General features: G+C 57.4%; 24 protein-coding genes. 2 read left to right on the top strand and 22 right to left on the bottom strand.

Annotated elements, in window-relative coordinates; genetic code table 11:
* Window positions 1-76 precede the first annotated feature (76 nt).
* The 8 genes from AB1451_04425 to AB1451_04390 all read right to left on the bottom strand — a co-directional run bounded on the left by AB1451_04425 (window position 77) and on the right by AB1451_04390 (window position 4761).
* Window positions 77-517: a hypothetical protein gene (locus AB1451_04425; GenBank protein ID MEW6682158.1), complete on the bottom strand. Its 441-nt coding sequence runs from the start codon at window positions 515-517 to the stop codon at window positions 77-79.
* Between the two features lie 34 nt (window positions 518-551).
* On the bottom strand, window positions 552-1298 hold the full coding sequence (locus tag AB1451_04420) for a hypothetical protein (GenBank protein MEW6682157.1): 747 nt from the start codon (window positions 1296-1298) through the stop codon (window positions 552-554).
* Window positions 1295-1693, bottom strand: a complete 399-nt coding sequence (locus AB1451_04415; protein MEW6682156.1) for a hypothetical protein — start codon at window positions 1691-1693, stop codon at window positions 1295-1297. The genes AB1451_04420 and AB1451_04415 overlap by 4 nt, the downstream gene beginning before the upstream one ends.
* A 507-nt stretch (window positions 1694-2200) precedes the next feature.
* Window positions 2201-2836: a carbon monoxide dehydrogenase beta subunit family protein gene (locus AB1451_04410; GenBank protein MEW6682155.1), complete on the bottom strand. Its 636-nt coding sequence runs from the start codon at window positions 2834-2836 to the stop codon at window positions 2201-2203.
* Window positions 2837-3009: 173 nt separating this feature from the next.
* The gene (locus AB1451_04405; protein MEW6682154.1) at window positions 3010-3405 is read right to left on the bottom strand and encodes a type II toxin-antitoxin system VapC family toxin; all 396 of its coding nucleotides are present in this window, start codon (window positions 3403-3405) and stop codon (window positions 3010-3012) included.
* Window positions 3402-3635, bottom strand: a complete 234-nt coding sequence (locus AB1451_04400; protein ID MEW6682153.1) for a type II toxin-antitoxin system Phd/YefM family antitoxin — start codon at window positions 3633-3635, stop codon at window positions 3402-3404. Before AB1451_04400 ends, AB1451_04405 begins: the two co-directional genes overlap by 4 nt.
* Window positions 3636-4115: 480 nt before the next feature.
* Entirely contained in the window at window positions 4116-4544 is a 429-nt protein-coding gene (locus AB1451_04395) for a PIN domain-containing protein (GenBank protein MEW6682152.1), read from the bottom strand.
* Window positions 4531-4761: a type II toxin-antitoxin system VapB family antitoxin gene (locus tag AB1451_04390; GenBank protein MEW6682151.1), complete on the bottom strand. Its 231-nt coding sequence runs from the start codon at window positions 4759-4761 to the stop codon at window positions 4531-4533. The genes AB1451_04395 and AB1451_04390 overlap by 14 nt, the downstream gene beginning before the upstream one ends.
* 266 nt (window positions 4762-5027) lie before the next feature.
* On the opposite strand from AB1451_04390, the gene AB1451_04385 reads away from it, so the two are divergent.
* Both AB1451_04385 and AB1451_04380 read left to right on the top strand, forming a co-directional pair.
* Entirely contained in the window at window positions 5028-5288 is a 261-nt protein-coding gene (locus tag AB1451_04385) for a type II toxin-antitoxin system prevent-host-death family antitoxin (GenBank protein ID MEW6682150.1), read from the top strand.
* Window positions 5285-5716, top strand: a complete 432-nt coding sequence (locus tag AB1451_04380; protein ID MEW6682149.1) for a type II toxin-antitoxin system VapC family toxin — start codon at window positions 5285-5287, stop codon at window positions 5714-5716. The genes AB1451_04385 and AB1451_04380 overlap by 4 nt, the downstream gene beginning before the upstream one ends.
* 191 nt (window positions 5717-5907) lie before the next feature.
* Here the strand turns inward: AB1451_04380 and AB1451_04375 are convergent, their stop codons facing one another.
* The 14 genes from AB1451_04375 to AB1451_04310 all read right to left on the bottom strand — a co-directional run bounded on the left by AB1451_04375 (window position 5908) and on the right by AB1451_04310 (window position 23517).
* Entirely contained in the window at window positions 5908-6180 is a 273-nt protein-coding gene (locus AB1451_04375) for a prevent-host-death protein (GenBank protein MEW6682148.1), read from the bottom strand.
* A gap of 187 nt (window positions 6181-6367) precedes the next feature.
* The gene (locus AB1451_04370; GenBank protein ID MEW6682147.1) at window positions 6368-6799 is read right to left on the bottom strand and encodes a nucleotidyltransferase domain-containing protein; all 432 of its coding nucleotides are present in this window, start codon (window positions 6797-6799) and stop codon (window positions 6368-6370) included.
* 117 nt (window positions 6800-6916) lie between these two features.
* Window positions 6917-8944 (bottom strand): nucleoside-diphosphate sugar epimerase/dehydratase, encoded by a 2028-nt coding sequence (locus AB1451_04365; GenBank protein MEW6682146.1) that lies wholly within the window; start codon window positions 8942-8944, stop codon window positions 6917-6919.
* 49 nt (window positions 8945-8993) lie between these two features.
* Entirely contained in the window at window positions 8994-9791 is a 798-nt protein-coding gene (locus tag AB1451_04360) for a glycosyltransferase family 4 protein (protein ID MEW6682145.1), read from the bottom strand.
* Between the two features lie 209 nt (window positions 9792-10000).
* Window positions 10001-10996, bottom strand: coding sequence for an NAD-dependent epimerase/dehydratase family protein (locus AB1451_04355; GenBank protein ID MEW6682144.1), 996 nt, complete (start codon window positions 10994-10996; stop codon window positions 10001-10003).
* A gap of 27 nt (window positions 10997-11023) precedes the next feature.
* Window positions 11024-12178 carry a glycosyltransferase family 4 protein gene (locus tag AB1451_04350; protein MEW6682143.1) on the bottom strand — a complete coding sequence of 385 codons (1155 nt, stop codon included), beginning with the start codon at window positions 12176-12178 and terminating at the stop codon, window positions 11024-11026.
* Window positions 12157-14121: an asparagine synthase (glutamine-hydrolyzing) gene (gene asnB, locus AB1451_04345; protein MEW6682142.1), complete on the bottom strand. Its 1965-nt coding sequence runs from the start codon at window positions 14119-14121 to the stop codon at window positions 12157-12159. Before asnB ends, AB1451_04350 begins: the two co-directional genes overlap by 22 nt.
* Before the next feature lie 426 nt (window positions 14122-14547).
* Window positions 14548-15651, bottom strand: coding sequence for a glycosyltransferase (locus AB1451_04340; GenBank protein MEW6682141.1), 1104 nt, complete (start codon window positions 15649-15651; stop codon window positions 14548-14550).
* On the bottom strand, window positions 15614-16447 hold the full coding sequence (locus tag AB1451_04335) for a class I SAM-dependent methyltransferase (protein MEW6682140.1): 834 nt from the start codon (window positions 16445-16447) through the stop codon (window positions 15614-15616). The genes AB1451_04340 and AB1451_04335 overlap by 38 nt, the downstream gene beginning before the upstream one ends.
* 233 nt (window positions 16448-16680) lie before the next feature.
* Window positions 16681-17622 carry a glycosyltransferase family A protein gene (locus AB1451_04330; GenBank protein ID MEW6682139.1) on the bottom strand — a complete coding sequence of 314 codons (942 nt, stop codon included), beginning with the start codon at window positions 17620-17622 and terminating at the stop codon, window positions 16681-16683.
* Entirely contained in the window at window positions 17619-18542 is a 924-nt protein-coding gene (locus AB1451_04325) for a glycosyltransferase family 4 protein (GenBank protein ID MEW6682138.1), read from the bottom strand. Before AB1451_04325 ends, AB1451_04330 begins: the two co-directional genes overlap by 4 nt.
* Before the next feature lie 176 nt (window positions 18543-18718).
* Window positions 18719-19942: a hypothetical protein gene (locus AB1451_04320; GenBank protein ID MEW6682137.1), complete on the bottom strand. Its 1224-nt coding sequence runs from the start codon at window positions 19940-19942 to the stop codon at window positions 18719-18721.
* Between the two features lie 486 nt (window positions 19943-20428).
* Complete coding sequence (locus tag AB1451_04315; protein ID MEW6682136.1) at window positions 20429-22207, bottom strand: carbamoyltransferase C-terminal domain-containing protein; 1779 nt, start codon at window positions 22205-22207, stop codon at window positions 20429-20431.
* Window positions 22204-23517 (bottom strand): hypothetical protein, encoded by a 1314-nt coding sequence (locus AB1451_04310; protein ID MEW6682135.1) that lies wholly within the window; start codon window positions 23515-23517, stop codon window positions 22204-22206. Before AB1451_04310 ends, AB1451_04315 begins: the two co-directional genes overlap by 4 nt.
* Window positions 23518-23702 lie beyond the last annotated feature (185 nt).

The following is a 23702-nucleotide window of genomic DNA, read 5'->3' as shown; positions in this document are numbered from 1 at the left end:
AAATGGGCCTAAGCGCCCCTAGGCACTTCGGCCCCGGCAACTACTTCGGAAAGCACTCCAAAGCAAACCTGGGAGGCTACGGCGTTCTGAACTGACGGCCCGACGACTTGGGGGCGGTGGACGAAGACGGCGGCGGTGTCGACGTACTGGACCCGGAGTTGACCCGGAAGGTTCGTCGCGGAGCCGATCCCACGTACGGGTAGTAGGGGTAATAGGGATAGTACGGATAGTGGTAGTAAAAGCTCGGGTAATACCACCAGGGATCGTAATAGTAGACGTAGGGCGGCGGGTACCACCAGGGGTCGTACGGGGAATAATACGGGTACGGGTAATAGGGATAGCCATAGGGATACGAGTAGCGATACGAGAATGAGACGTACGAGCCCGGCGCGCCCCAACCCATCCCGTAGCCGATTCCCACGTAACTCGAGGACGGCGCATAGGCCTCGCCTTGCAGCGCGCTGCGACTGTACCCGTACTGGCAGCCGGCCGACAGCGCAGCCAACGCGGCTGCCACTGCCAGTGCGCACAGGCGCCCGGACCGCGGGGCGCTAGAAACCGACCGTGAAGCCGACTTTGAACGCATATCGGTCAATGGCGTCCAGCTCGACCGTGACCGCCGACTGTCCCTGCGGGTCGAGCAGAAAGTCCGCCCCAAAGAAAAATCCGATGCTGTTTTCCTCGCGCACGTCCAACTCTTGATCGAGCAGGCCGGACGAGACCGACCGAACCGTATCCGTGCCGTCGAGCTTGGACAACTCGATCCCCCCGAAGGGACGGACATCGGTGTAGCGCCCGCTCGCTCCGAACTTGAGCGTGTACTCCCACCACTTCAGGTCTTCGTCCACCGTGTCCGACACCACGACCTCGGTCAGGGGGTCGCCGCAATTCGCGGTGCAGACCAGCGTGGTCACCCGGTCGCTGCTGGACACGTGGCGTGCGCGAAGGTCGGAGAAAAATACCACGCTGCCGGCGTAGCGGTTGGCCGGGGCCGAGAGCCGGATGCCTCCGCCGTATAACGGGTTAAACGCCGATTGGTAGCCGTCGAACTCATCGACCGACACGTCCACCGCGCCCACCTCGCCGTACACCGACACGCCCCGGACGATCCCGACCGCGAACTGGCCCACGATGCTGGTGGTATCCGCCGTGCCTTTCACTTCCTCAATGTTCCCGTCTTCCTCGCGGATGTCTCGCGACGCCAGGTCCAACTCGACCCCGAATGACGCAGGGGGCGCCGCGGCCGCGGGAGCCGCCAAGCCCAACACCAGCAGCACCGCGCCCGCGAGTCGCTTCACGGCGCGAGCCCCTTCAACAGCTCTCGGGTCTTGCGCTCTTCGTCGGGAAACGACGGAATCGCCAGGTGATCCATCGCCAGCCAACTCTCGCGATCCGTCCCGCCCATGCGGACGATGACCACGGTTTCGTAGGTCACCCCGCCGCCCGTCCCTTCATGCGCCTTGGGCGCGGTCCGGATCAAGCCCACCCGCTCATCCGCCACGTCGATCTTGTACCCCGCGCCCTCCAACGCTTTGACGACCCGGTCGAACGCCTCGGGATACGCGAGGCGCAAATCAATCACATCCGCCGGCCGCTCCCGCTCCATCATGGGCGGCGACGGCGCGCATCCCATGCTCGTCAACCCAACCACCACTCCCGCCAATACCCAGCGCGACCACACGCTCATCTTCATGTTCGAGGCTCGCCAGTGAACAGCCGAATTGAACCACGCCCCCCCGCTGAATATCAATGCACCGAAGGAACTACCGCGCCTCGCTCAGACGAATAAGCGCGAGCAATACTCAAGACGAGGGGGCGAGTGGCGCGACGAAGAAGGAGCGCCGGGCTACGAGCGCCGCCGAGACGGTGAGGCGGCCGGGTACGCGGAGATGGGGTGGTGGGACGAGGGGGCGGCTGGGAGATGGGGAGAACGGGAGAAAGGTAACAGGGCCATGAGAATCGAGAGCGAGAGGGGTTTTTTTTATTCGCTGGGCGAAGCCCGCGAGTCCGCGCGTACTACGTACTACGTGCGCGCGACCGCCCTGTCGAAGCGTCTTGCAATACGCCCCTACGAATTCGCTGGTTGCTCAAAAAGCTCCAGCCGCAAGGCCGCAGCGAGGAGGAAACCGGAGCGTACTGGGTCGTACGTGAGGATTTCCGACGAGCGAGAACGCAGCGGATGGACTTTTTCAGCAACCAGCTAAGGAGGGCCGCCGTTGCCCCCAGCCGGCTGACCAACCCCCTGCCCCGCCAACCGCTTCACCGTGTCAGCCAACCGGCTGATCTTCTCCGGGCTCGCGTCGCGGAACGACAGGTTCGCGTCCTCGTGCCCGGCCTGCGCGCACATCGCGATCGTGAAACAGTTCGTCCCGCCGCGGATGATCTTGAGCGCGAGATTGGCCTGATGGCAGTGCACCCCCACGAACATGCACACGTCGATGCGATTGTGCCAAATGGTCAGGTTCGGGTGGTTGGGGTTGATCTCGATCTCGGGGTTGATCTTGGGGTACTTGGGCCGGTAATCGGCCATGGGAATCAGCATCGGGGTGCTGCCAGGCGGCGCGCACTCCTTCAGGGTGTCGAACAGCCGCTTGATGGCCGTGGCCTTCTTCTTGGAGTTCTCGTTCCATCGCCAGAGCACGAGCGGGCCGGGGAAGATCGTGGGCACCTTGGCGGTGAGGAACCGGCGCGCGGCTTCCTCGTAGGCCGTGGCCTCGTCGACGATGACGCCTTCGATGTGCGCTTGCCCCGGATCAGGCAGCGTCACGCCCATACACGCCGCCGCCGGGGGGAGAAAGGCTTCTGGTCCGGGACGGACCCGATACGTTGTGCTCATGTGACGCTCCTCGACACGGGTGGAAGGAAAACGCCAGACTGTACCACGCAAGCGCAGGAGGCGTCAATCGAGCCGGAGGACTCAGTATCCTCCGCGAAAGACCTATAGAACGTCCGCACACATGAGCCCGACGAACCAGGGAACCAGCGAGTAACGAGGACCTGCCGGCTCGCTCACCAGACCGACTTGACGCCTCGGTAGCCACGGATCTTTTCGTCCTTCGTGATCAGAGTCGCACCGACGATCACGGCCGTGGCCACGATGATTCGATCGGCGGGATCGCTGTGAAACGGCCTGGGAAGGTGGACGGATCGGATCGCCACGTGGTTGTCGACGGGAACGAAATGGACAAAGGGGAGCGCGTCGAATTTTGCAACCCAGTCGGCGACCTCCATCGTGAGCTCGAGCCGCCCGACCGACACCAACATCGCGATCTCCCACGTACTGATCGCCGAGATGTACACCGTCCCATCTTCCACGGCTTGATCGATGGTCGCGCGTGCCCGTGAAGAAAGACGCTCCGGATCGCTGGCCCACCAGAGCCAGCAATGGGTATCCAGAACAATCACCGGAGGGATTCCCAGTCCTCGACGCCGACCGGTTCCAGCGGCCGATCATACTTCACAACGGAACCATGAAGCGGGCGAAGCGCTTCACGCGGATCGACCGAGTACGGAACGATCTTCAACACGGGCCGGCCGCGATCCGTGATGATCAACTCTTTTCCGCTCTTCTCAATTTCTCGAAAGTACTGGAGTGATCGCGGCTTAAACTGGGCTTTGGAGACGACACGAGCCATGGGACACGCTCCTTTATTATGACCATGGTCACGGTACCACGGTCACAAACAGCGTGTCAATGGAGCGACGGCGAACGGACAACCTCCTTCATCGCGAGGCCAGGCGCTCCAACGCGTGCGCGACGTTCACTACCCAGGTGCCATCCGCCAGCTTGTAGGCGGCGTTCGTCCGGCACACGATCATTTTCTCCTCCACTCGCCCCTGCGCCGCGCGCTCAAGCGCCCGCAGAGACGACGTCGCATTGCCTGAGCACAGCGGCTATACACGTACACGGCTCACATCCAGAGACAATGTCGGTTTATCTTTATCGCCCAAAAATAAAGTCGGCTTTTGCCGAGGCGAGGACGCGTGCGGTTCCTCTCGCAAACCGACCCACTGTTGTCGGAGCCGCCGTGCCCTCTGAGCGATCAGCTATGAGCTAGAACGAGCCTGGCGGGGTTGCTGACCGAGCTGTTGGAGACCACGACCTCCCACCGCACTCACGCCGTCCCTTCGGCTTCCCATCCGTCGAGGGTCAGCGACGCCACCTTGGCGATCCGCCGGAAGTCGCCATCGACGGTCCAGAGCGCAACCCCGTGTTCGATCGCAGCAGCTCCGATCACGAGATCTGGGAGGGGAACGGTTTGACCCCGCCGTGCCAGGTCATGCCCAATACGGGCCGCTTGATGCCACGTTGCATCGGTGACCGGAAGATGGTCGAGAGCGGACAACTGCTCGTCCAAGGCCACCCATCGTTCTCTGATTTTGACGCCGACGAGCAACTCCACCCGGATGGGCCAGCAGATCGCGACGCGCCCCTCCCCCAACAGACGCCGCAAGCGAGAGCGGACCGACTCGTGCCCGGGCCGGTCCGCTCTGATCCAGACGCTCGTATCGACGAGCCGCAGCGTCCGATCAGACTCGGGCATGTGTGCGCGAGCGCATCCGACGAAGCTGACGCTCCGTCAGCCCGAAGACGCCGGTCCCGACGGCGTCCGCAAGGGTGCGGCGACGCTCGGCACGGACCAACTCGTCCAGCGCTCGCGCGATCGTCTCACGCTTGGTCCGCGAACCCGTCAGACGCATGGCCTCGTCAAGGGTGTCGCGGTCCAGTGTAACCGAGAGCCGTATGATGGTGTCTCCCATAGGCACCACTTTAACATGACTTTTGGTGCGCGTAAAGAATGCAACCAGCGGGCAAGCCGCGGATCCCGTCGAGCATGCGGCGGACCCAAGCCACGGCAAATCGTGTACTGCGGAGTTGTGGTCAACCGGCGAACCGGCACACTGGCGAACGAGCCAACAATTTTCCGAGATAGAAGTCTTGCAGCACCTGACACACTGTTGTATTTCATAGAGACCACGATTATACTGTCAAAGTAACTACTTTCGACAATCAGAAGGGGTCTGTCATGACAACGGTGGGCATCAAGCAGCTCAAGGCGCATCTGAGTCGCTACGTACGAAAAGCGCAGCGGGGTGAGCGAGTCATCATTACCGAACGGGGCAAGGAGATCGCGGAACTCGTCCCGTTAAGCTCGGAGCGAGAGGGCGTGTTGCGGCTCGCCTCGCAGGGCAAACTCACGTGGTCCGGAGGCAAACCCGCGGGACTGGACGGGGTCGCGGTGCACGGCAAACCCCTGAGCGAAACCGTGCTTGAAGAGCGCCGGTGATCCTGTACCTCGACACCAGCGGTTTCGTCAAACTGTACCTTGACGAACCCCACGCGGACTCAGTCCGCCGCTGGGCGCAGAACGCCGAGGTCTTGGCGACCTCGCGGGTGGCTTATCCGGAAGCGGTGGCGGCATTGGCGCGCCGACGCCGAGAGGGCGACCTGGACGCCGACGCATTCCAACGGGTGTTGCGGGCACTCAAGCAGCAGTGGCCGGACGTTGCCGTGCTCGACCTCGCCGAAATACACGCAGGAGACTTGGCGATCAAGCACGGGCTGCGCGGCCTCGATGCGATCCCCCTCGCCGCCGCGTTGGACTTGCGGCACGCGTCACCCGACGCCAGGGTCGCCTTTTCGTCCTTCGATGTGCGGCTCAACCAAGCTGCCGCCGCAGAAGGCCTCCCGGTGCTCGACGCCCACGCTGAATAACGTCCGCGGAAGCCTTCCCGGGGCTGGTCACCCGATGGTCTCGACGGTGAGCCCCTTGATTTTGCGGTAGTCTCGGAGATCCGTGGTCAGGACCGAAAACCCGAGCGAGATCGCCGTCGAGCCGATGATGAGGTCGTGGGCCCCCATCTGGACGCCGCGCTTGGCCAAGCCGGCCCAGAGGCTGGCGTAGACTATGCCGGCTCCGGCAGGGCGAGTTGATGGGTGATGATTTCCCGGAGGTCCTTATCAAACCGCTCCGCTTCCGCTCCGAGTCGAGGCACGTGGCGGAGCAGCGCGTCCAGTTCGCCCAGGGTTCGTTCCCGAACCGCCGTCTCCACCGGACCGATGAGCGCGACCGGTTTGCCGCCCCGCACGACCGTGTACCGATCCCCCCGGTACTTAATCGAATTCAAGATCTCCGAGAATGTCCTGACCGCCTCCGTCGCACTGATGGTCTTTTCCATGGCCTCCGCCTTTCCGTATCCCTGAGCGGCGTCAAGGAACCTCCGAGTTTTGGTGCGTGCCATAGACAAGACTACGACTGGTCGATCGCGTCCGAATGCACCTGCATCCAGGCCAATTGCCCGTCGAGCATGCGACGGACCCATGACGCCCGATCAGCGACAACCTTGGCGCGAATCCGACCCAGCGTCACCGCCCGCCCGCTCGTAGAATCAACTGCTGGCGCTCCCGCTCGAAACCGACGAGATCGCCGGCCCGTCGGAGTACATACAGTTCGAACTCGGCGGTGCGGTCCGGGGAGGCGTCGTAGAGCAACGCCCCGTCAACCACTTCCGCAGCCAGAAATGCCGAGGCCTCCGGCAGGACGACAAGATCGACCCGGGGGGCATGAAAGCGATCTTCGAACGCGGCCATCAACCGGACACGGTCGCGGGCCGATAGCTCGATCCCGGGCTTTGGCAAGACACCAATGTCCACGTCCGACCGTGGAGACTTCGACACGGCCGGCTCACCTCGAACGAGCGCCGCAACCTCCTGGGATCGACTGCCGAACGCGTACACGGCGTCGAGGCCATGCCGACCAGCAAGGTCGGCGAGAGCGGCTTGCAGCGATCGAGACACAAGGCCACCGTAGCAGAATCCCCGCGTGGGACGCAAGGCGCCTGCACAAAGGAAATGGCGTGCGACGTCTCAGGCCGTCACGCTGCGTTCGATTTCCCGGTAGCTATAAACGATCAGCTATGAGCCAGAACGAGCCCGGCGGGTCTCGTCGACCGAACCGTTGGAGACCACGAGCGGGGGCAGGACCTCGGTGTCGATCTCGCGGACCGCACCATTGGCAGCGCCGTTGCGGGCGGGTTCGGAAACCGTGGCGTTGTCGGGCCGGTAGGACGGGATGAGGTGTTGGAACGTCTCCTTGAGTGTGGAGCCGTCCCGAGATCGGATGGCGCTCGAAAGAGCGTTCATCGCCTCCTCGACTTCGTGCTCAGCCCACACCGAGCTGAGCACCGCTTTTCTGAGCTTGGGATGCGAGGTGGGTTCGACGCGCTCTTCCTTGTCGAACAGTTCCTCGAACAGCTTTTCACCCGGACGCAGCCCGCTGAACGTGACCGCAATGTCTTCGTTCGGCACGTACCCGGCCAACCGGATCATGTTGTGGGCCAGGTCCACGATCTTGATCGGATCCCCCATGTCCAACACAAACACCTCGCCGCCCTCTCCCCGCCGCGCCGCCTCCAGCACCAGATTGACGGCTTCGGGAATGAGCATGAAGTAGCGCTCGATCTGGGGATGCGTGACGGTCACGGGTCCACCGCGATGAATCTGCTCTTGAAATCGCGGGACCACGCTGCCGTTGCTGCCCAGCACATTGCCGAACCGCACCGTGATGAAGCGGGTCCGGTCCTCCCCGCTGAACGACCGGACAATGTACTCCGCAAACCGTTTGGTCGCTCCCATGACATTGGTGGGATTGACCGCCTTGTCCGTGGAAATCAGGATCATCCGCTCCACCGCGAAAGCCTTGGCCAACGTGGCGATGCGGTGCGTCCCGATCACGTTGTTCAGCGCGCCCTCGCACGGGTTCTCTTCCACGATCGGCACGTGTTTGTGCGCGGCAGCGTGAAAGACCAGATCCGGTCGATGCTCGGCAAAAATCTGCTCCATGCGTTCGCCGTCCAGCACGTCCGCAAGACATGCCCGGACATTGATCGGCTCAACCAGCTTGAGGTCGGCAAGCGCGTTGCTGACCGCATGCAGGTTGTTCTCGTAGCGTTCGACCAGCACCAACCGGTCCGGAGCATGGACCGCGATCTGCCGACACAACTCAGACCCGATCGAGCCGCCGGCGCCGGTGACCAAGACGCGTTTGCCGCGGATCAGCGATTCCAGACCATTGCCGTCGGAGGGCACCGGCTCCCGAGACAAGAGGTCCACGAGCGCGAGCGGCCGGATGCTGTTGACGGTGACGTGACCGTGCAGAATGGCGCGGACGCTCGGCAGCACCTTGATCGGCAACCCGCTGGGCTCGCATTCCTTGACGATATTTCGCATCGCGGCGGGAGACGCCGACGGAATCGCAATGATCAATTCCTGGGGGCCGTAGCGCTTGATCACCTTGGGCCACGCCCGGTGATCACCCACCACCGGAATCCCGTGGATGGTCGAGCCCGCCTTGGACAGGTCGCGGTCAATGAACGCGACCGGCCGGTACGCGTAGTCCGCGCTGTGCTGCATGTCGCGAACCAGCATCTCCCCGGCGCGTCCCGCGCCCACGATCACCACCGGAATCCGCTCTTTCCCGCGACTCCGGGCCCACTGCTGGAAAAGCCGGATTCCACCGCGGTTGAGGGACATCAAGATGAACAAGAATGAGGCCGTCAAAATGAAAATCGACCGCGGGTAAAACCACCCAATGGCGTGATGGACCACCGCGTAAGAGCCCGTACCGCCGGCCAATGCCACGGCTGAAATCTTGATGAAGTCGTGAATACTGGAAAACGCCCAGAGTCCCCGGTGCGCGCCAAATAGGAAATAGAACAAGAAAAACGGAGCCCCGGCCGCGATCAACGCCCGCGTGCCCACCTGAGCCAGCGGCTCCCCGACAGCCCCGTCGAACCGCACGTAAAACGCCAGGAAGGTGGCAATCGCAAGCTCGAAAAGGAATACACCGGTAACGAGGAGGCGGCGGAAACTACTCGGAAGGTGGAGGAACGAATCGAGAACGCGCGAGGAGCGACCGGTACGAGGAGACCGTCCCTGTCCCATAGAAGCCTCCGAAGGTCGGGGCTGACTATAATGAGCTACGCTGTCAAAGTCAATCCGGGCGCGGCGCGAGGCGAAAGACGCCAAACCAGATCAGGGAGAGGCCGCCGACGGTCGCGGCGAGCGCCACTGGAAGCAGGGTCGGCTCCACGCTTGCTCCAACGGCCGCAAGTGCCAACACAGCGTTTAATCCGAGCACGGCGAGCGTGACGGTCCGATGTGAGTAGCCCGCCTGGACAGCGCGCTGATATGCGTGAGATCGGTGAGCCTCGTACCACCGCTCGCCCTTCATCACCCGAAAGATCAACGTGGCGGTCGCATCCACGATAAACACTCCGAGCAGAATGATCCAAACTATGAGAGGGACTGTTCCCGCTCGTTCGGAAGCCAAGGCCAACACGCCGAACGCGTATCCGAGGAGACCGCTTCCCACATCGCCCATAAAAATCTTCGCCGGAGGCCAGTTCACCACTAAGAATCCGCCTGCAGCAGCAGCCAGCGAGAGGACGGCCAACCCCATCCCGCCTCCACCTGCGAATGCGAGGAGCCCCGACCCGACCAATGCAACACTGACCGCCTCGCCGCCGGCGAGTCCGTCAATGCCGTCCATGAAATTATAGAGATTGACCAACCACGCGATACCGACAACCGCCAGGAAGTCGCCAGCCATGCCCAGTGGCAACACCGTCACGCCGAAATCAAACGATTGAAATCCGCCCAAGCACCACACGGCCCAGACAGCGGCAATCACATGTATGGAAGCTCTCAAGCCTGCCGACACTCCACGCCGATCATCCAGCCACCCGACACCTGCAACCAGCGCACCGCCGGCCAGCAACGCGGCCCCCACCCATGGATCGAGCCGTCCAAGGACAAGCAAAATTGCGAGGGCCAGGAACCAGGTCAGAACAATGGCGAGTCCGCCACCCCGTGGGGTCGGCTCGGAATGCGAGCTCCGGGTGTTGGGAATGTCGATCAACGAATGGCGAAGAGCGTACCGACGGACAACGGTGGTAACTGAGAGAGAAATCAGAAACGAGCCGACGACAAGCAGAATCGTCAACAAGTCGGTCGGGCCTGTGTCCCTCTGTACCAGGCGATCATCTCCGGCAGCGCGTCCTCAAAGGTCATGCGAGGCCGATAGCCAAGCTCACGGGAAATTTTTTCGGAGCTAAACCATGCATTGCCCGTAAGCTTGTCGAGCGCATCAGAATCAAAGACAAATCGCCGTCCCCGAAGACGCCCGATGACATCGCCAGCACCCGCCAACGCCTTGAATGCGCCAAGCGGGACGTGCCATCGCCGAATCGACTTCCCCAACGCACGGCAGATCATCTCGTACAGCTCCCGAGCCGAATAGGACCGTCCATCCGTCACAATGTAGCATTGGCCATTCGCCGCCGGGTGGGTGGCCGCCAGGATCGCCGCTTCCACTACATCCGAAACGTGGACCATGCTCCGACGATTCTTCACCTCTGGCAACGGAGGGAAAAATCCACGATCAATCATTTCGATCATTCGAGGGAGGTTGCCTTTGCACCCCGGACCATAAATCATCGCCGGTCTTAAACAACAGATATGGATTCCGATCTTTCTCCCTTCCTCAAAGACGATTCCTTCCGCCCGAAGCTTTGCGCGGCCGTATGCCGAAGTCGGGACACAAGTCGCCTCTTCATCCCTTCGGCAATCCGTATCTGTGCCATACACGGACAGACTGCTCAAGAACACAAACGACTTAGTCCCCTCGCTGCGGACCGCAGCCATCAAACCTCTTGTTCCACCGACTGTGACGTCGTCGTGTTCGCCCCCATCCTTAAGCTCCTTTAAATCATGCACTTTACTGGCCAAGTGAATTACGGTGTCTGCACCGGCTGTAGCGAGGCGAACGATACGTGCGTCCCGAATGTCTCCGTAGACTAGCTCACCGTTTACTTCCGCACAGCGATCCGGACGCCGGTGTATCAGCATCCGCACAGAACACCCCCGCTCACGAAGCTGGTTCGCCAGATGGTCCCCAACGAACCCACCAGCCCCAGTAACCAGAACATGTTTCATCGCTAAGGCCGCATATCTTATCTGCAACTACGATCGGTTTCTAAGGAGTGTCCGATAGAGCGCAATCGTCTCTCTGGCGACCTTCTCCGAAGAAAACTCGGAGACAACCATATCTCGCCCTCGCGCTCCCATCCGAGTTCGCAATGCGGGGTCTCCTATGAGCTCTCCAATGGCCTTGGCCAGTGCAAAGCAATCCCTGGGAGCCACCAAAAATCCATTGTGACCATGTTTAACGATTTCTCGACAGCCTGGAACATCCGTGGACACGATAGGCCGGCCACAAGCCGCCGCCTCTAGCAGGACCTTGGGGAGCCCTTCTCTGTATGAGGGAAGAACGACAATGTGAGCAGAAGCCAATATCTGAGGCATATCCTCTCTATGCCCCCACCACTCAATCACCCCTTCTTCTTCCCATCCCAAAAGTTGGCTCTTCGAGATATTCGCTGGATTTGCCTCATCCAACATCCCAACCAGGACATACCTTGCACGCGCACCTGATTCTTTCAACAATCTAGCTGCTTTGACAAACTCCCCAATTCCCTTGTCCCAAAGCATCCGAGCAGCGAGGACAATGACCAGCTCGCCAGTCGCTTCGGGAAGCGCTACGAACCGAGACAAATCGACGCCCGCCCCCCGAATGATCACGGACCGATCTCGTTTCACAATCCCGGACTCGACCAGATGCTCGAGGTCTTCCCGATTCTGAAAAATCACTCGACAATTTGGTACCGCAAGCGCCCAGCGTAGCAACCCCGAGACAGATGATCGAAGCAGCCTTGTCCAGGGTCCGCTCGCAATAAAGACGTATCCCAAGCCCGTAAATGCATTGACCATTGCAGGAATCCCTGAAAGACGCGCTGCCAACGAACCATACAATACGTGCTTCAACGCAACATGGTGGACGATGTCGGGGCGCTCACGGCGATAAATACGGACCAACTCCGCGATTGCCGCCAACTCCCGGAGTGGATTTTGGGTCCCTCGCCGAAAGCGAATCGGTAACAGCCTAAATCCCTCGTCTTGAATGCGCTGACCGTGGTCACAAACGCGAGTCGCAACGAGAACTTCGAATCCGGAATCTCGCGCGGCTCGAGCAAGATCCAAACGGTGTGACCAGAAGTAAAAGTCTTCGTTGATCAGAAAAAGTAAACGAGGCCGCTCTAACACCAGCGTTCTTTCCACGCCTGAAACATCAAGACATCCCAAAGATGGTATTGCCAACTCCGCTTTCCAGACAGGTGTTCCAACCATTTCTCCCGGATGGGCGCGGGATTGAAGAACCCTTCATCCTTTAGCCGTTTTTCATCCAGCAACTCTTCCGCCCACTCCCGCAACGGCCCGCGTAACCAACGATCAAGCGGAATCCCGAAACCCGTCTTGGGCCGCTCAATCAGCGCCTTCGGAACGTAGCAATAGAGCACCTGCCGCAAGAGCCACTTCCCTTGGCCCTGGCGGATTTTCATCGACAAGGGAATCCTCCACGCAAACTCCACGACGCGATGATCCAAAAACGGCACACGCGCCTCCAGGCTCACGGCCATACTGGCCCGATCTACTTTGACGAGGATGTCATCCGGCAAATAGCTCACGGTGTCCAGATACATCATGCGTTGCGTAAAGTCCGACAAATTGGCCCACTGCGCCTTGTCCGTCAAGATCGTCGGCGGCTCGCCGGCACATAACACGACCGAGGCTGGGTTCCTCCAATGGGATACCAAACCGTGGTACATCGCTTCCGGAGAATCGACGGATAGGATGTCGGCCAGTTTGTGAAGCTTATCGCCCGGGGCTTGTTGCTTGATCCTAGAAGGCAAGAGCGGTCCCAAGGAATCGAAAAGCCGATCCCAGCCTTGTGGCGAGACCGCTGTTACGGCTCGGGCCGCCATCTCACGCATCCCCCGCGGCATCCACCCAACCGTCTTCCAGATATTCCGTCCCCAGAAATACCGGTTGTAACCGGCGAACAGCTCATCGCCGCCATCTCCTGAAAGGCTCACGGTCACGTGCCGGCGGGCCAGTTGAGAAATCAGAAACGTCGGAATCTGGGACGAATCCGAAAATGGTTCATCGTAAAGGTCGGGCAACCTCAGGATCACATCCATCACCTCTTCCGGAGTCACATAGAGTTCGGTGTGATCGGTCCCCAGATGTTTGGCCACCTCTCGGGCGTATTCGGCTTCGTTATAGCCTTGCTCATAAAAACCAATCGTAAAGGTTTTGACGGGCCGACGGCTCTGCGCCTGCATCAGAGCCACAACAGTCGAGGAGTCGATCCCGCCTGAGAGGAACGCACCGAGCGGCACATCCGCCACCATCTTCCCCGCCACCACTTCACGCAAGAGATGCTCAAGCTGCGAAATCGCCTCACGTTCGTCGCCTTGGAAGAGACGGCGCGTGCCCTCTTCGGCCACATGCTTCGCTGACCAGTAGGTCACTGGCTGCGGCAGATCCTGTTTGAGCGCGTCTTCTGCAGTCAACTGAAGATACGTTCCCGGCACAAGTTTGAAGACGCCCCGATAGATGGAATAAGGGGTGGGAACGTAATTGTGCCGGAAATAGAGGGCCAGGGCATCGCGGTCGATTTCTCCCCGCCAAGCAGGATGAGCGCGGAGGGCCTTGAGCTCAGAACCGAAGAGAAACACATTTCCGCACCACCCATAGTAAATCGGCTTTTCGCCCAAACGATCGCGGCTGAGATACAGACAGTGTTCGAGCCGATCCCAGATGGCGAACGCGAACATGCCGACGAACCGCGCCAGCGCCTGCTTCAGCCCCCATGCACTGATTGCGGCCAGTACCACCTCGGTATCTGAGTGCCCGCGCCATTTGGGATCAGCGCCTTGCTTCTCCAGGGCCGCCTTGATTTCCCCAAAGTTATAGACCTCGCCGTTGAACGCAATCACATACCGCCCACAGGCGGAATGCATCGGCTGATGCCCTTCAGGGGAAAGATCGAGGATAGAAAGCCGCCGATGGCCCAAAGCAATGCCGGCGTCTGTGTCGCACCATACCCCCTGATCGTCCGGGCCTCGGTGGTGCAATTGACCAATCATCTGTCTCGTCACTGACGAGACATTCGGCTTGTCAAGTGCTTTGAGCCCCAACATACCGGCTAGGCCACACATGTCTTGCGCCCTTTATCCCAGTTTTGCCGCCACTCGAGATACCTAAGACCTATTAACAGCCGAGGAAGGCTATCCCACCCTACCAAGTGCTCGTGTCCCGCGATCGTTACCACGCCACGGCTCAATCCCACCGCCTCCAGGTCCGCAGCTCCTCGCAAAGACTCTGCCCAACCCCACTCCGACCCCTGGAGTCACTCGGGTGTCGCCGTAATCGGACATATCCGATGACCATATCTCCGTGGGCACATCCTGATTGTCCGCGGACCAAGATGGTTCAACCATCGCCACCGCCGCCGTGAGTATCGTCAGATGCGCCTCCGCCAAGCCCGACCCGATGTCGCAGCGACACCCGCACAGAGCATTAACTACACTATCCCCAACTACTTTAGGCTTCGGATCCGCCTTCTTCATGAGAACCTTCCAGGTTCAACCTTGCGTCACTTGCGAAAACACTTCTCCATGTAATTTCGCGCTAGTAGCCAAACTAAATGCTTTGGCCACCTTTTCTCTACCTGACAGACCATACAGTTCTGCAGACTTCGTGTTCTTGAGAAGGTCAACGATGCGCGACGCTAGTCCATGCGCATCTCGCACCGGCACTATGAACCCATCTTCAGCGTTGTTGACTAATTCGGGAATACCATCGATCCCGTAGGCTACAACCGGGCAGCTCCATGCAAAACTCTCAAGCAATGCCGTTGGGCACCCTTCATCCCAAAGGGATGGCAGCACAAACACCCTGGCTCGCAGGAAATAAGCAGAAACATCGACCTGAAAACCTTCACACCGAACCGCATAGGACAGTCCGGCTACCTCAATAGCACGCTGAATCGCCCCGTTCATGTCATCACGGCCAACGAACACAAACCGGGCATCAGGTACGGCATCAAGCACCAACCGAACGGCTTCCAGATACTCTCGATGGCCCTTACGCGGACTGAAGTTCGCCACCGTCAGCACTTCCAGGGGGCGCTCGGCCATTGGGCAAATCGCTTCCGGCAGACCTGCAAGTCCGTTGTAAATTACCCGAACCCGCCCCGCAGGAACCTTGCACCTCCTGATCAGCGTATCGGCGGCAATTTTCGAGTTCGTGATATAACCATCCACCAACCCATGAAGCCATCGCTCCGCAAGTCTGAATCCCCGGTCGAGTCGAGAATCAGAATCCGGGTTCCAGCGCACACCTTGAATGAGCCGCACCCCCGGCATAACAGTCTTCAGCCACCTAAGCATGAATGCGGCACGGATGCCGCAAACGTAAATCACTGCGATTCGCTCGCGCCGAACGTAACGCCACAGGGCAACAAGCGCCCGCCAGCCGAATTTGCCGTGCCCGCCCGCGCCTTGACGACGCCCAAAGACAACAGGCTCTCGCCCCATGCCCCGCACCCACTCGCACCATGGCCCCTCGCCGTCCAGCGTCGAGAGGTGATACTCTACGCTTGAAGGCACCACGGCCATGCGCGTTAGGCTGCGCTCGGCGCCACCAAGTTCACTGCTGGAGAAGAGAAGTAGAACACGCCGATGCATTACTCTTCCTGAATACAAATTCGTTACATCCATGACGGCCGCGACATGTTTTCAGTTTTTCCAGAACAAACCCCTTCCCTTCGACAAACTTATAAATTGCCTCCGGCTTAGCCACCTCAAATGGATATCCGCCAAGCCAGTCAATCATGTCATACCAGAGAGACATTCCTCTCTCACCAGAAAGGCGACCTGTCAAGGCTCGGATCAGATAACGTAGTCCAAAGAGATATGGCGCATGCAACATAATAATTGCCGTACGACCAACCGTACTCCGATTATATATGCGCTTAACAACCAGCCAGTATTTACTAATCCATCCCTGATCGTTATATATCGCCAAGCACAAAGCACCATCTAATCGAACGCTTCGCACGACATTATCGAGAGCGCGCCACATTTCCCCCGTATGGTGCAGAACTCCCCATGAGTAAACAACGTCAAAGCTGCCCAACCGTTCCAAGAACTCCACGTCTAGAACAGAACCTTCCTCAATCGCCCATTCGCGGTCTTCCTTAAAGAATCGCCACTTCAGCTCTTGTGTGCATCTAACAGATTGACAATCATAGTCAAACGAATGGACCTTCGCACCAAGCCGCTTGGCAGCTAGACTGAACAACCCGCTTCCAGAGCCAATATCCAGTAGCGATTTACCTCTCAACGTGTTCACATTGAGCAGTTCGCATAGCGACTTTTCTGCGGCATTGATCCTATCCTGACTCAATAAACCTACAAATTTAGACCAATTGGCGCCGAATCCGAATCTGTCACCACGCTCGATTTCCTCCCTATGTGCCATTTCCCTCTCTCACAACCAGTGCGGTTTGCTCAAGCATCTGTAGAAAATCTAGATCGGCTTACACACCGGCGATACTCGCGTTTCGGATTGAAAGGCGCCCCTGCCTTACCTTTTCAAGCGGCCATTTCCCACATCGCTTTAAAGCCAGTCCTCCCGTATCGAGTTTTGACTCGCCCTCAGAAACGGCACTCCGGTATGGCGCTCAGGTCCCGTGTTTTTGGAAACGGCCCTCTTCAAGCGGCTACCCCTCTCCATCTATCAATAATCCCTATTGCCACCTGAGGCGGGACAACGAAAACGACCTTCGATAATACATTCTCGGCGGGGGAGAGTACGACGCCACCCTCAGCCTTCGCTCCGGCCGCGCGGGCATACAAGAGTAGCTTTAGTAAGCACTTGATGGCCACACTTGGTTTCGCGAGCAGTATCTGTTTACCATGTCTCTTGAGAATCTCAGAGTAGTATCTGGTCATATCCCTTGCCCATTTGACCGACGTCCGACTATTACCTATTGACCCCTCCGTAGCCGTAGAATACCGAATAAGCGACACCGATTCCGCATAGACCTTCTTAGTTAGAACCATCGGTATCCACACCAACCACGGGAACTCGGTGACCGCACCTTCAACTTCCGGATAAAGGTTCTTTCTAAACCACGACCCTGACACAACATGCGCCATTTCACCGAAATGTGACAGATAATCCTTGAGCGACACTGCTTCTTCAGAGAACTTACCACCACTTATCACAACACCGTTCTGGTCAACAGAATTTGTCAGCAACCCAATAGCCTCCGGCCTATCTGCGATAATGCTAGATATTCTCGAGAGCGTAAATTTATCGAAAAGCTGATTGTCCGAATCCAACAGGATTAACCATTTACCCCCTGCGGACACGATTCCACGATTTCTGGCAAATGCAAGTCCTCTTCGCGGCTCTCTCACCAACTTAATACGCGCGTCTTCTTGAGCCAACGACATTGCGAGCTCATAGCTGCCGTCCGTGCTGCCATTGTCGATAACAACTATTTCATAATCGCTATAAGTTTGCGATTGAACACTCTTTAGGCAGCCCGGCAAATAGCGGACCCGGTTAAGAACCGGAATTATGATAGAGAACACCGGGGCACATTTCCCCTCATCTAGTTCGGTTAGTTCAGTTGAAACGTTCTTCATCGTAAGATGCCTTGTGGCCTACAATCAAACCGAGTCTTCATAAGACGGACGCTCTCCCTTCGAGCTGAGGCACGCCAGTCAGCGTCAATCGCGAACCGAAGCATGGCACTCACAAGGGTATCTTCAAAGGCCGAGGTGTCGGTCTTCACTATGTGCGCCTTGATATTCTCTAGATCATAAAAGTAGGGGGAAGGCATTACATCATCCCAGACCGATATAGGAGGCTTAATAAGACTTCCATTCCGACCATCTATGACCATCTCCCCCAATGCATAGACATCAGTAGCAATCACCCCTAGGCCGTAAGCCAACGCTTCAAGCACCACCATCCCAAAGGACTCTACATAACTTGGCAGTACCAGCACATCGGCCTTGCGCATGAACTGTTCGTGGATCTGTTCCCTGGTAAACTGCGCACGGTGTACCCGACTTCCTGGACAGCGCGAAGCAAGTTCGACGTGTTGTGACGGGAGGTGCGTGACGACGTCCAATGTCGCCGTCGGTGCTCGTTCATACACCCGCTGAAATGCTTTAAGTAGCGCCACACCGCCCTTGATATCAAACTGAGTACCAACGAAAAGAAAGCGACATCCATCTTGAGCCAAACCATCTACCGATTGAACCACTTGTGGAATACAGGGATAATGAACGCTCGCCTTTTGGTAGACGCGCTCTCCAAACAGGCTCCTCAAGCTTTTCCTACAGGCCTCACTCATGCATCGAATTTGACGGCATCGGTCCGAGAGAAGAACGCGTTTAAGGAATCGTCGATATATCGGCATTGCCAGGAGGTTATAGCCGACAAGTGCCCACGGACTGTCCAGGTCGACGATGAAATCTCCAGTGGCGATAATCCCGCCCCATACATAGACCACTGCATCCCTCGGCGTCCCCTTGGGCCGCACCTTGACATTGACCAAGGGGAGCTTCTGCTTCCATGACCGCCCTAGCTTAGGTGCAGTCGCGTCAACTGCGCTTACCTGTGCCCCCGTGCGAACCTGAAGCAGCTCGCGATTGATAGCCTCGTTCGCAGGCCAACGACGGATTGTATCCAGTTGCCTGTCGCGGAGATAGCTATGGGGGTAAAAGAACACTTTCACTTTCGCTCTCTCGCTCTCATCGGGAGCACCACCAAGCGAACTAAGCGAGCTACTTCTCCGCCCATCGGCCTGAACCCGATTACGAAACAAGCAACGATCACGAATATAACCACGGACTGTAGAAAACCGGTCCCGCCCCTGACAACATTAAATGTGTTCACAAAGACGAACAATGGGATTGCACGAACAGCAACATTCCGATTCAGGCTCCAGAGCTGCACTGATAGAACTCTTAACGCACGACCGAGAATGAATGCCAACATTAATCCGACGATTATACCGAACCCATAACTAAGATCGACAACGAAGCTTGGCGGCAAAGTCGTTGTGGCTGGCCCGGAGGAATACATCCAGGGATATAGATAGAACTGCTCCGCCACACTTCCATAAAGTTCCGGCTTCGATTCCCAAAGGAACCGAGGAACAAGCGCCAAAACAGTATTAAAACTCCATGCCACTCCGCCGTCTACTCCGATCAACAGGCCTCCCATTCCGGCGGTTTCCATGAAGGCCCCGAGGTGGTCTACGCCTTCAAATGACGAGGACAAACTCGTCCAAAACCGCCTTGCCTCAAGAACGGGCGAAAACACGTTTGCGATAGACAACAAGCTGCCGTCTACCTGGGAAATGTCGATGTAACGAAAAGCGTCTAGCAACGGTGCTGCAAATATGGTTCCGACAATAGCCAGAATAGCCAATGCCCCACCACGCCTCCGGCGCAATAAGAATAAACACACTAATACGAAGATGGCTGTTGAAGCATGTCTCCGCGAAGAAGCCGCAATAGTCATAATAAGAGCCGTCGCTACAATTGCGACCACAGTCACTTTGAACGACAGCCCCATACTGCCCGATGGTCTTTGCGAAGACATGGCACCTGCATAAGCAACAAATGCATACATGTAAAGGTCTTGTAAGATAAAGAAATGCCCAGCTCCGAAACGCGCCTCATTCTGCTGATTGCCGAGAAACGGGCGAAACCCTTCGCCCGCAAACACGGTACTTAATAGAAATACCCATGCAAGCCCAACGCACAAAGCCACAACTGCCGCTCCAGTTCTATGATCGACCGTAACGACTGTTCTCATTTCACGCTCGTTAGACCTGTCGCTGAACGACAAATAGCCTACAAAAGCCACTAACCAGAAACAAAAAGCTATCAACAAGGATGTGACCAATTGGTGTTCTTCCCATGATCTATCAACCTGTAGATCAATCATATCCTCCGCTATCAGGTATCCTCGTAAGGGGAAAAACACCACCCACAAGAATGAGAAGTACCAGAAGTGGTTCAATGTTCCACGAAGAGTCCCTTTGCGGATTAGCTCATTTGCCCATCCACAGCAAATGACGGCAGCAGTTGTTAGAAGAATTATGAGAACCATTACCAATCGCCTTTAAAAGGCTCACTTCTATAGGTGATTGTCGCAGCACTCCGCACTACGCGATAAACGCGGAGTCTGGTCTTCCGGGCCCGAGTGCGCGCTCAATGCAGTCTCCTATCAACCACGGGTCAATCCCACAAGCATATGCTCCTTACGAATCTACTCGTCACGGACTCGGACACCTCGAGTCACAACAGCGGCAGCGCCAACCCTTACGACATCGCCAATCCTCTTTGGCGCTAGTTGTTTCGGAGCAACTCCCTTCACGACACAACTTCTTGCTCAATGCTTTCGAATCGGAAAGCTCAATTGTCTCCGCCGCTACTCTTGCCCAATACGAACCGGACGTCGATTTTTCTTCGCAATCAGGAATGGCCCGAGCGCCAAATAGCATAGGCCAGACTTCTCGAAGGTCATCAGTGCTTGCTCGGGCGTCGCCACCAAAGGAGAACCATGCAAATTGAAGCTGGTGTTCATGACGGCACCTACACCTGTCTTGGCGTGAAAGACATTCAGAAGATGGTAGTAGGCCCGATTAGCCTGTTCCGTCAATACCTGTGGCCGAATGGTGCGATCCCCTTGGTGCATCCCGGCACGCAGGTTCTCGACACCCAATGGTGACGCCTTAAAGGCGGTAATCATATAGGGTGCCTTGACCTTGGAAGGGTTGTAGTTTTCAAAATACTTGTGGGCATGGGTATCCAAAACCGTCGGCGCGAATGGCATCCAAAAGTCCCGGGATTTGATCAGGTCATTGACCGTGTAAAAGCTTTCCAGATGGCTGGGGTGGGCGAGGATTGCCCGGTTACCGAGTGAGCGAGCGCCCCATTCGCATCGCCCGGAAAAACGCGCCACCACCTCACGCAGCGCGAGCAAGTCGGCAATGGCCTCTTCTACATCTGATGGCTCGGTCACGGAATAGCGGTCCGCCAGTCGGTTATCCGAGATAAACCGTTTCAACTCATCCCGTTCGAAGGAGATGCCCAAGTAAAGACTGTCGAGGGGCTTCACTGAAAGCCCTCGTTGAATCGCGAGGGTATACGCGGCACCAATCGGGTTCGATTCGTCGCCACAGGAGGGCAGAAAGTGAACGCGCTCGACTTCTTCCATCTCCTGAATACGCATGTTGAGCTTCACATTCATGAACACACCGCCTCCAGTATAAATATTTCGGATACCGGTCTGCTTGATGGCGGCAAGTATCCATGCGGTAATACGCTCTTCGAGCAGCTGTTGGACAGCGCCAGCGATGTTGTCGAATCGTTCCCCGACAGCATGGCGGACGAGATAGTCATAAAAGGTGGACGCGTCGACACTGGAGCGGAAGACCAACTGATTTGCTGGGTCAAGATCAATTACCGGCGCAAAGATGCGCTCGTAAGTTTCCTTCTGATATCCCTTGCAGTATGCCGCCAACCCCATCACCTTATATTCGTGCTCAAGAATTTTCATGCCAAGGAAACGTGTTGTGTTGGAGTAAATGCCGCCGAGAGAGGCATTCGGCGGCGTCCTAGCAATTCTTTCGAGCTTCCTATTACGAGCTACCCAAACCGTTGCACATGCTTCATCGCCGCTACCGTCGGCCGTGAAAACGAGCGCTGGCTCATCGTCTTGAGCCAATCCGTAGTAAGCGGAGTACGCGTGGCATTGATGGTGGTCAATGTGTGTCACAGGCTTGCCGCTCAATGGAGTTTTCGAAAGCCTCTCCGCAAGTTCCAGGCGTCCCTCAGCCACAAGATCTGCTTTGCGGTTTCGCCGTGCAATCTTAAAGATTCCGGGCATAATGCTACCTAACACACCTCGTTCCATACTCTTAGCAGCCTTGCGAAGCGCAGAGCTTTCCTTAACTCTGTTTTTCGGGTCGAAGAGATATTCATAGCAATAGGACGGGAACACATCATTACCAGCGATGGCAATAGCTTCGATTTGCCTCGGCTCTATTCCACATTCGTCGAGCAGAACGGCTATTGCATCCTTTGGAAAGGCGGCGGAATTCTTGATGTTGTCTATCTTCTCTTGACTTAGCAAGCCTACCAGTCGGCCCTGCTCAAGCAAACCAACGGTGGAATTATGCCCGGGGTGTATCGACAAAATGATCATACAACTCTACTCTCCGTATATTTCTGCCCAACCGCCATCTGTGGCGCTCTACAGGCATCTTCACCTATTTTTATATACAAAAAGAAGACTCCAAGCACGTGAGTTATGATGATTGCAGTTAGCGGAGCCAAATAGTCCATTCGGCCAAACAACAGCGCAATCAATACTAGCTTGGCTGTCAGATGCAACGCCGTCACCTTGACCAACGGTCCAGTCTTCACCAGAGCGTAGGCAACGCCTGCTGGCCACCAAGACGCCCCGAGAAAAAACAGAGCAGCCCCAGCGAGCACATAGGGTATGTATCCGTCAGGAGCATTGTTACCCACCCAAAGCTCAACAAACCACCTTCCTGCTACCGCATAAGCCCCTCCTGCAAGAGCGGCTAGTCCCAGCATGATGCGCGAACCCTTGCGGTAGGTGCGTTGAATTCGCTCCATATCTCCACGCGTGTCCATCTGGATAAGGTGGGGCGCAACGGCGCCGGGAATACGCCCCAGCAAAAGGATGCACACTTCGGGGATACGCCACAGCAAGTAGAAGGTCGCAGCAACCGCCGGACCGGCGATCCACCCAATGATCAACACATCGGCCTGAAGGGTGAGCAGTAGCGCTCCGTATACAACGTAATGCTGACCCATTTTGCCACTCATCCGTTGCCACATGGGGCCAGGATCGGCCAACGGCCAGTTCCAGCGCAGGGCCATGCCTTCATGGTGCCAATAAAGCCATGCCAGACTACGAGTAACTAAAACGCCGCCAATTTGCGAGGCCATGATCGAGGCGAGCCCTCCACCCCAGTAGAGCCCTGCCACCGCGCCACAAGCAAATACAATCTGTCCTGCCGCATCGATGATATTCCCCGTGGTTTGGCGACAGAGTGCGATGAAAGCTAGGCGATCTGTGTTGTATTCGTACATAACCAGGAAATAGAGACTGGCGAGGATCACAGCTTGCAGATTCTCGGGGTTGTCCAAAGTACCAGCCAAAATCCAAGTCGAAACCATCCAAAATACAGTGATTGTTATTGCCGCGTAGCCTGTGTAAACAAGTTTCGAAAGCGAATAAGCATCGGCGAACCCAGCGGTGTCCCCCACCGCGCCGCGCTCACCGAGGATACGAGCCATTCCCCCTGAAACCCATGTAATGCCAATGCCCCCATAGTTGATTGCGGCAAGAATCATCGTTAGAACACCAAATGTCTCTTTTCCGAGATGGTGAAGGTATAGCGGCACCAGTACAAACTGGATGGCAATGGTCAGTGCCATCAGGCCGTAGCCGCTGCCTATGGCACCAAGAATGTCACGCCTCATGTGAAGTCCTTACTTCATGAGTCATCTGCAGCAGGGAACAATCACTTGCCATGTTTAATGGTTCATCCGGGAATTCCGTGGGTCACGGGGTAGAGGTCGAGGCCTCCGCAGTGGAAGTAGATGGCGGTCTTGAAGTGCTCGGGGTTGCGAAAGCCATACGCCCGTTTCTTGATGGTTTGGATCTT

This window comes from Nitrospirota bacterium, assembly GCA_040757335.1.
In the GTDB taxonomy this organism is placed as follows: Bacteria; Nitrospirota; Nitrospiria; order 2-01-FULL-66-17; family 2-01-FULL-66-17; genus JBFLXB01.
Note: the sequence above shows the minus strand (reverse complement) of the source record. Positions and strands in the feature narration are given on the sequence as shown.

Bases quoted from the DNA above. Each gene is read 5' to 3' on its own strand.
- asnB (MEW6682142.1), bottom strand. From the start codon at position 14,121: ATGTGTGGCCTAGCCGGTATGTTGGGGCTCAAAGCACTTGACAAGCCG.
- AB1451_04365 (MEW6682146.1), bottom strand. From the start codon at position 8,944: ATGGGACAGGGACGGTCTCCTCGTACCGGTCGCTCCTCGCGCGTTCTC.
- AB1451_04355 (MEW6682144.1), bottom strand. From the start codon at position 10,996: ATGAAACATGTTCTGGTTACTGGGGCTGGTGGGTTCGTTGGGGACCAT.
- AB1451_04410 (MEW6682155.1), bottom strand. From the start codon at position 2,836: ATGAGCACAACGTATCGGGTCCGTCCCGGACCAGAAGCCTTTCTCCCC.
- AB1451_04395 (MEW6682152.1), bottom strand. From the start codon at position 4,544: ATGCCCGAGTCTGATCGGACGCTGCGGCTCGTCGATACGAGCGTCTGG.
- AB1451_04330 (MEW6682139.1), bottom strand. From the start codon at position 17,622: ATGAAGAACGTTTCAACTGAACTAACCGAACTAGATGAGGGGAAATGT.
- AB1451_04375 (MEW6682148.1), bottom strand. From the start codon at position 6,180: ATGGAAAAGACCATCAGTGCGACGGAGGCGGTCAGGACATTCTCGGAG.
- AB1451_04310 (MEW6682135.1), bottom strand. From the start codon at position 23,517: ATGAGGCGTGACATTCTTGGTGCCATAGGCAGCGGCTACGGCCTGATG.
- AB1451_04315 (MEW6682136.1), bottom strand. From the start codon at position 22,207: ATGATCATTTTGTCGATACACCCCGGGCATAATTCCACCGTTGGTTTG.
- AB1451_04385 (MEW6682150.1), top strand. From the start codon at position 5,028: ATGACAACGGTGGGCATCAAGCAGCTCAAGGCGCATCTGAGTCGCTAC.
- AB1451_04335 (MEW6682140.1), bottom strand. From the start codon at position 16,447: ATGGCACATAGGGAGGAAATCGAGCGTGGTGACAGATTCGGATTCGGC.
- AB1451_04415 (MEW6682156.1), bottom strand. From the start codon at position 1,693: ATGAAGATGAGCGTGTGGTCGCGCTGGGTATTGGCGGGAGTGGTGGTT.
- AB1451_04400 (MEW6682153.1), bottom strand. From the start codon at position 3,635: ATGGCTCGTGTCGTCTCCAAAGCCCAGTTTAAGCCGCGATCACTCCAG.
- AB1451_04340 (MEW6682141.1), bottom strand. From the start codon at position 15,651: ATGCATCGGCGTGTTCTACTTCTCTTCTCCAGCAGTGAACTTGGTGGC.
- AB1451_04390 (MEW6682151.1), bottom strand. From the start codon at position 4,761: ATGGGAGACACCATCATACGGCTCTCGGTTACACTGGACCGCGACACC.
- AB1451_04320 (MEW6682137.1), bottom strand. From the start codon at position 19,942: ATGATTGATCTACAGGTTGATAGATCATGGGAAGAACACCAATTGGTC.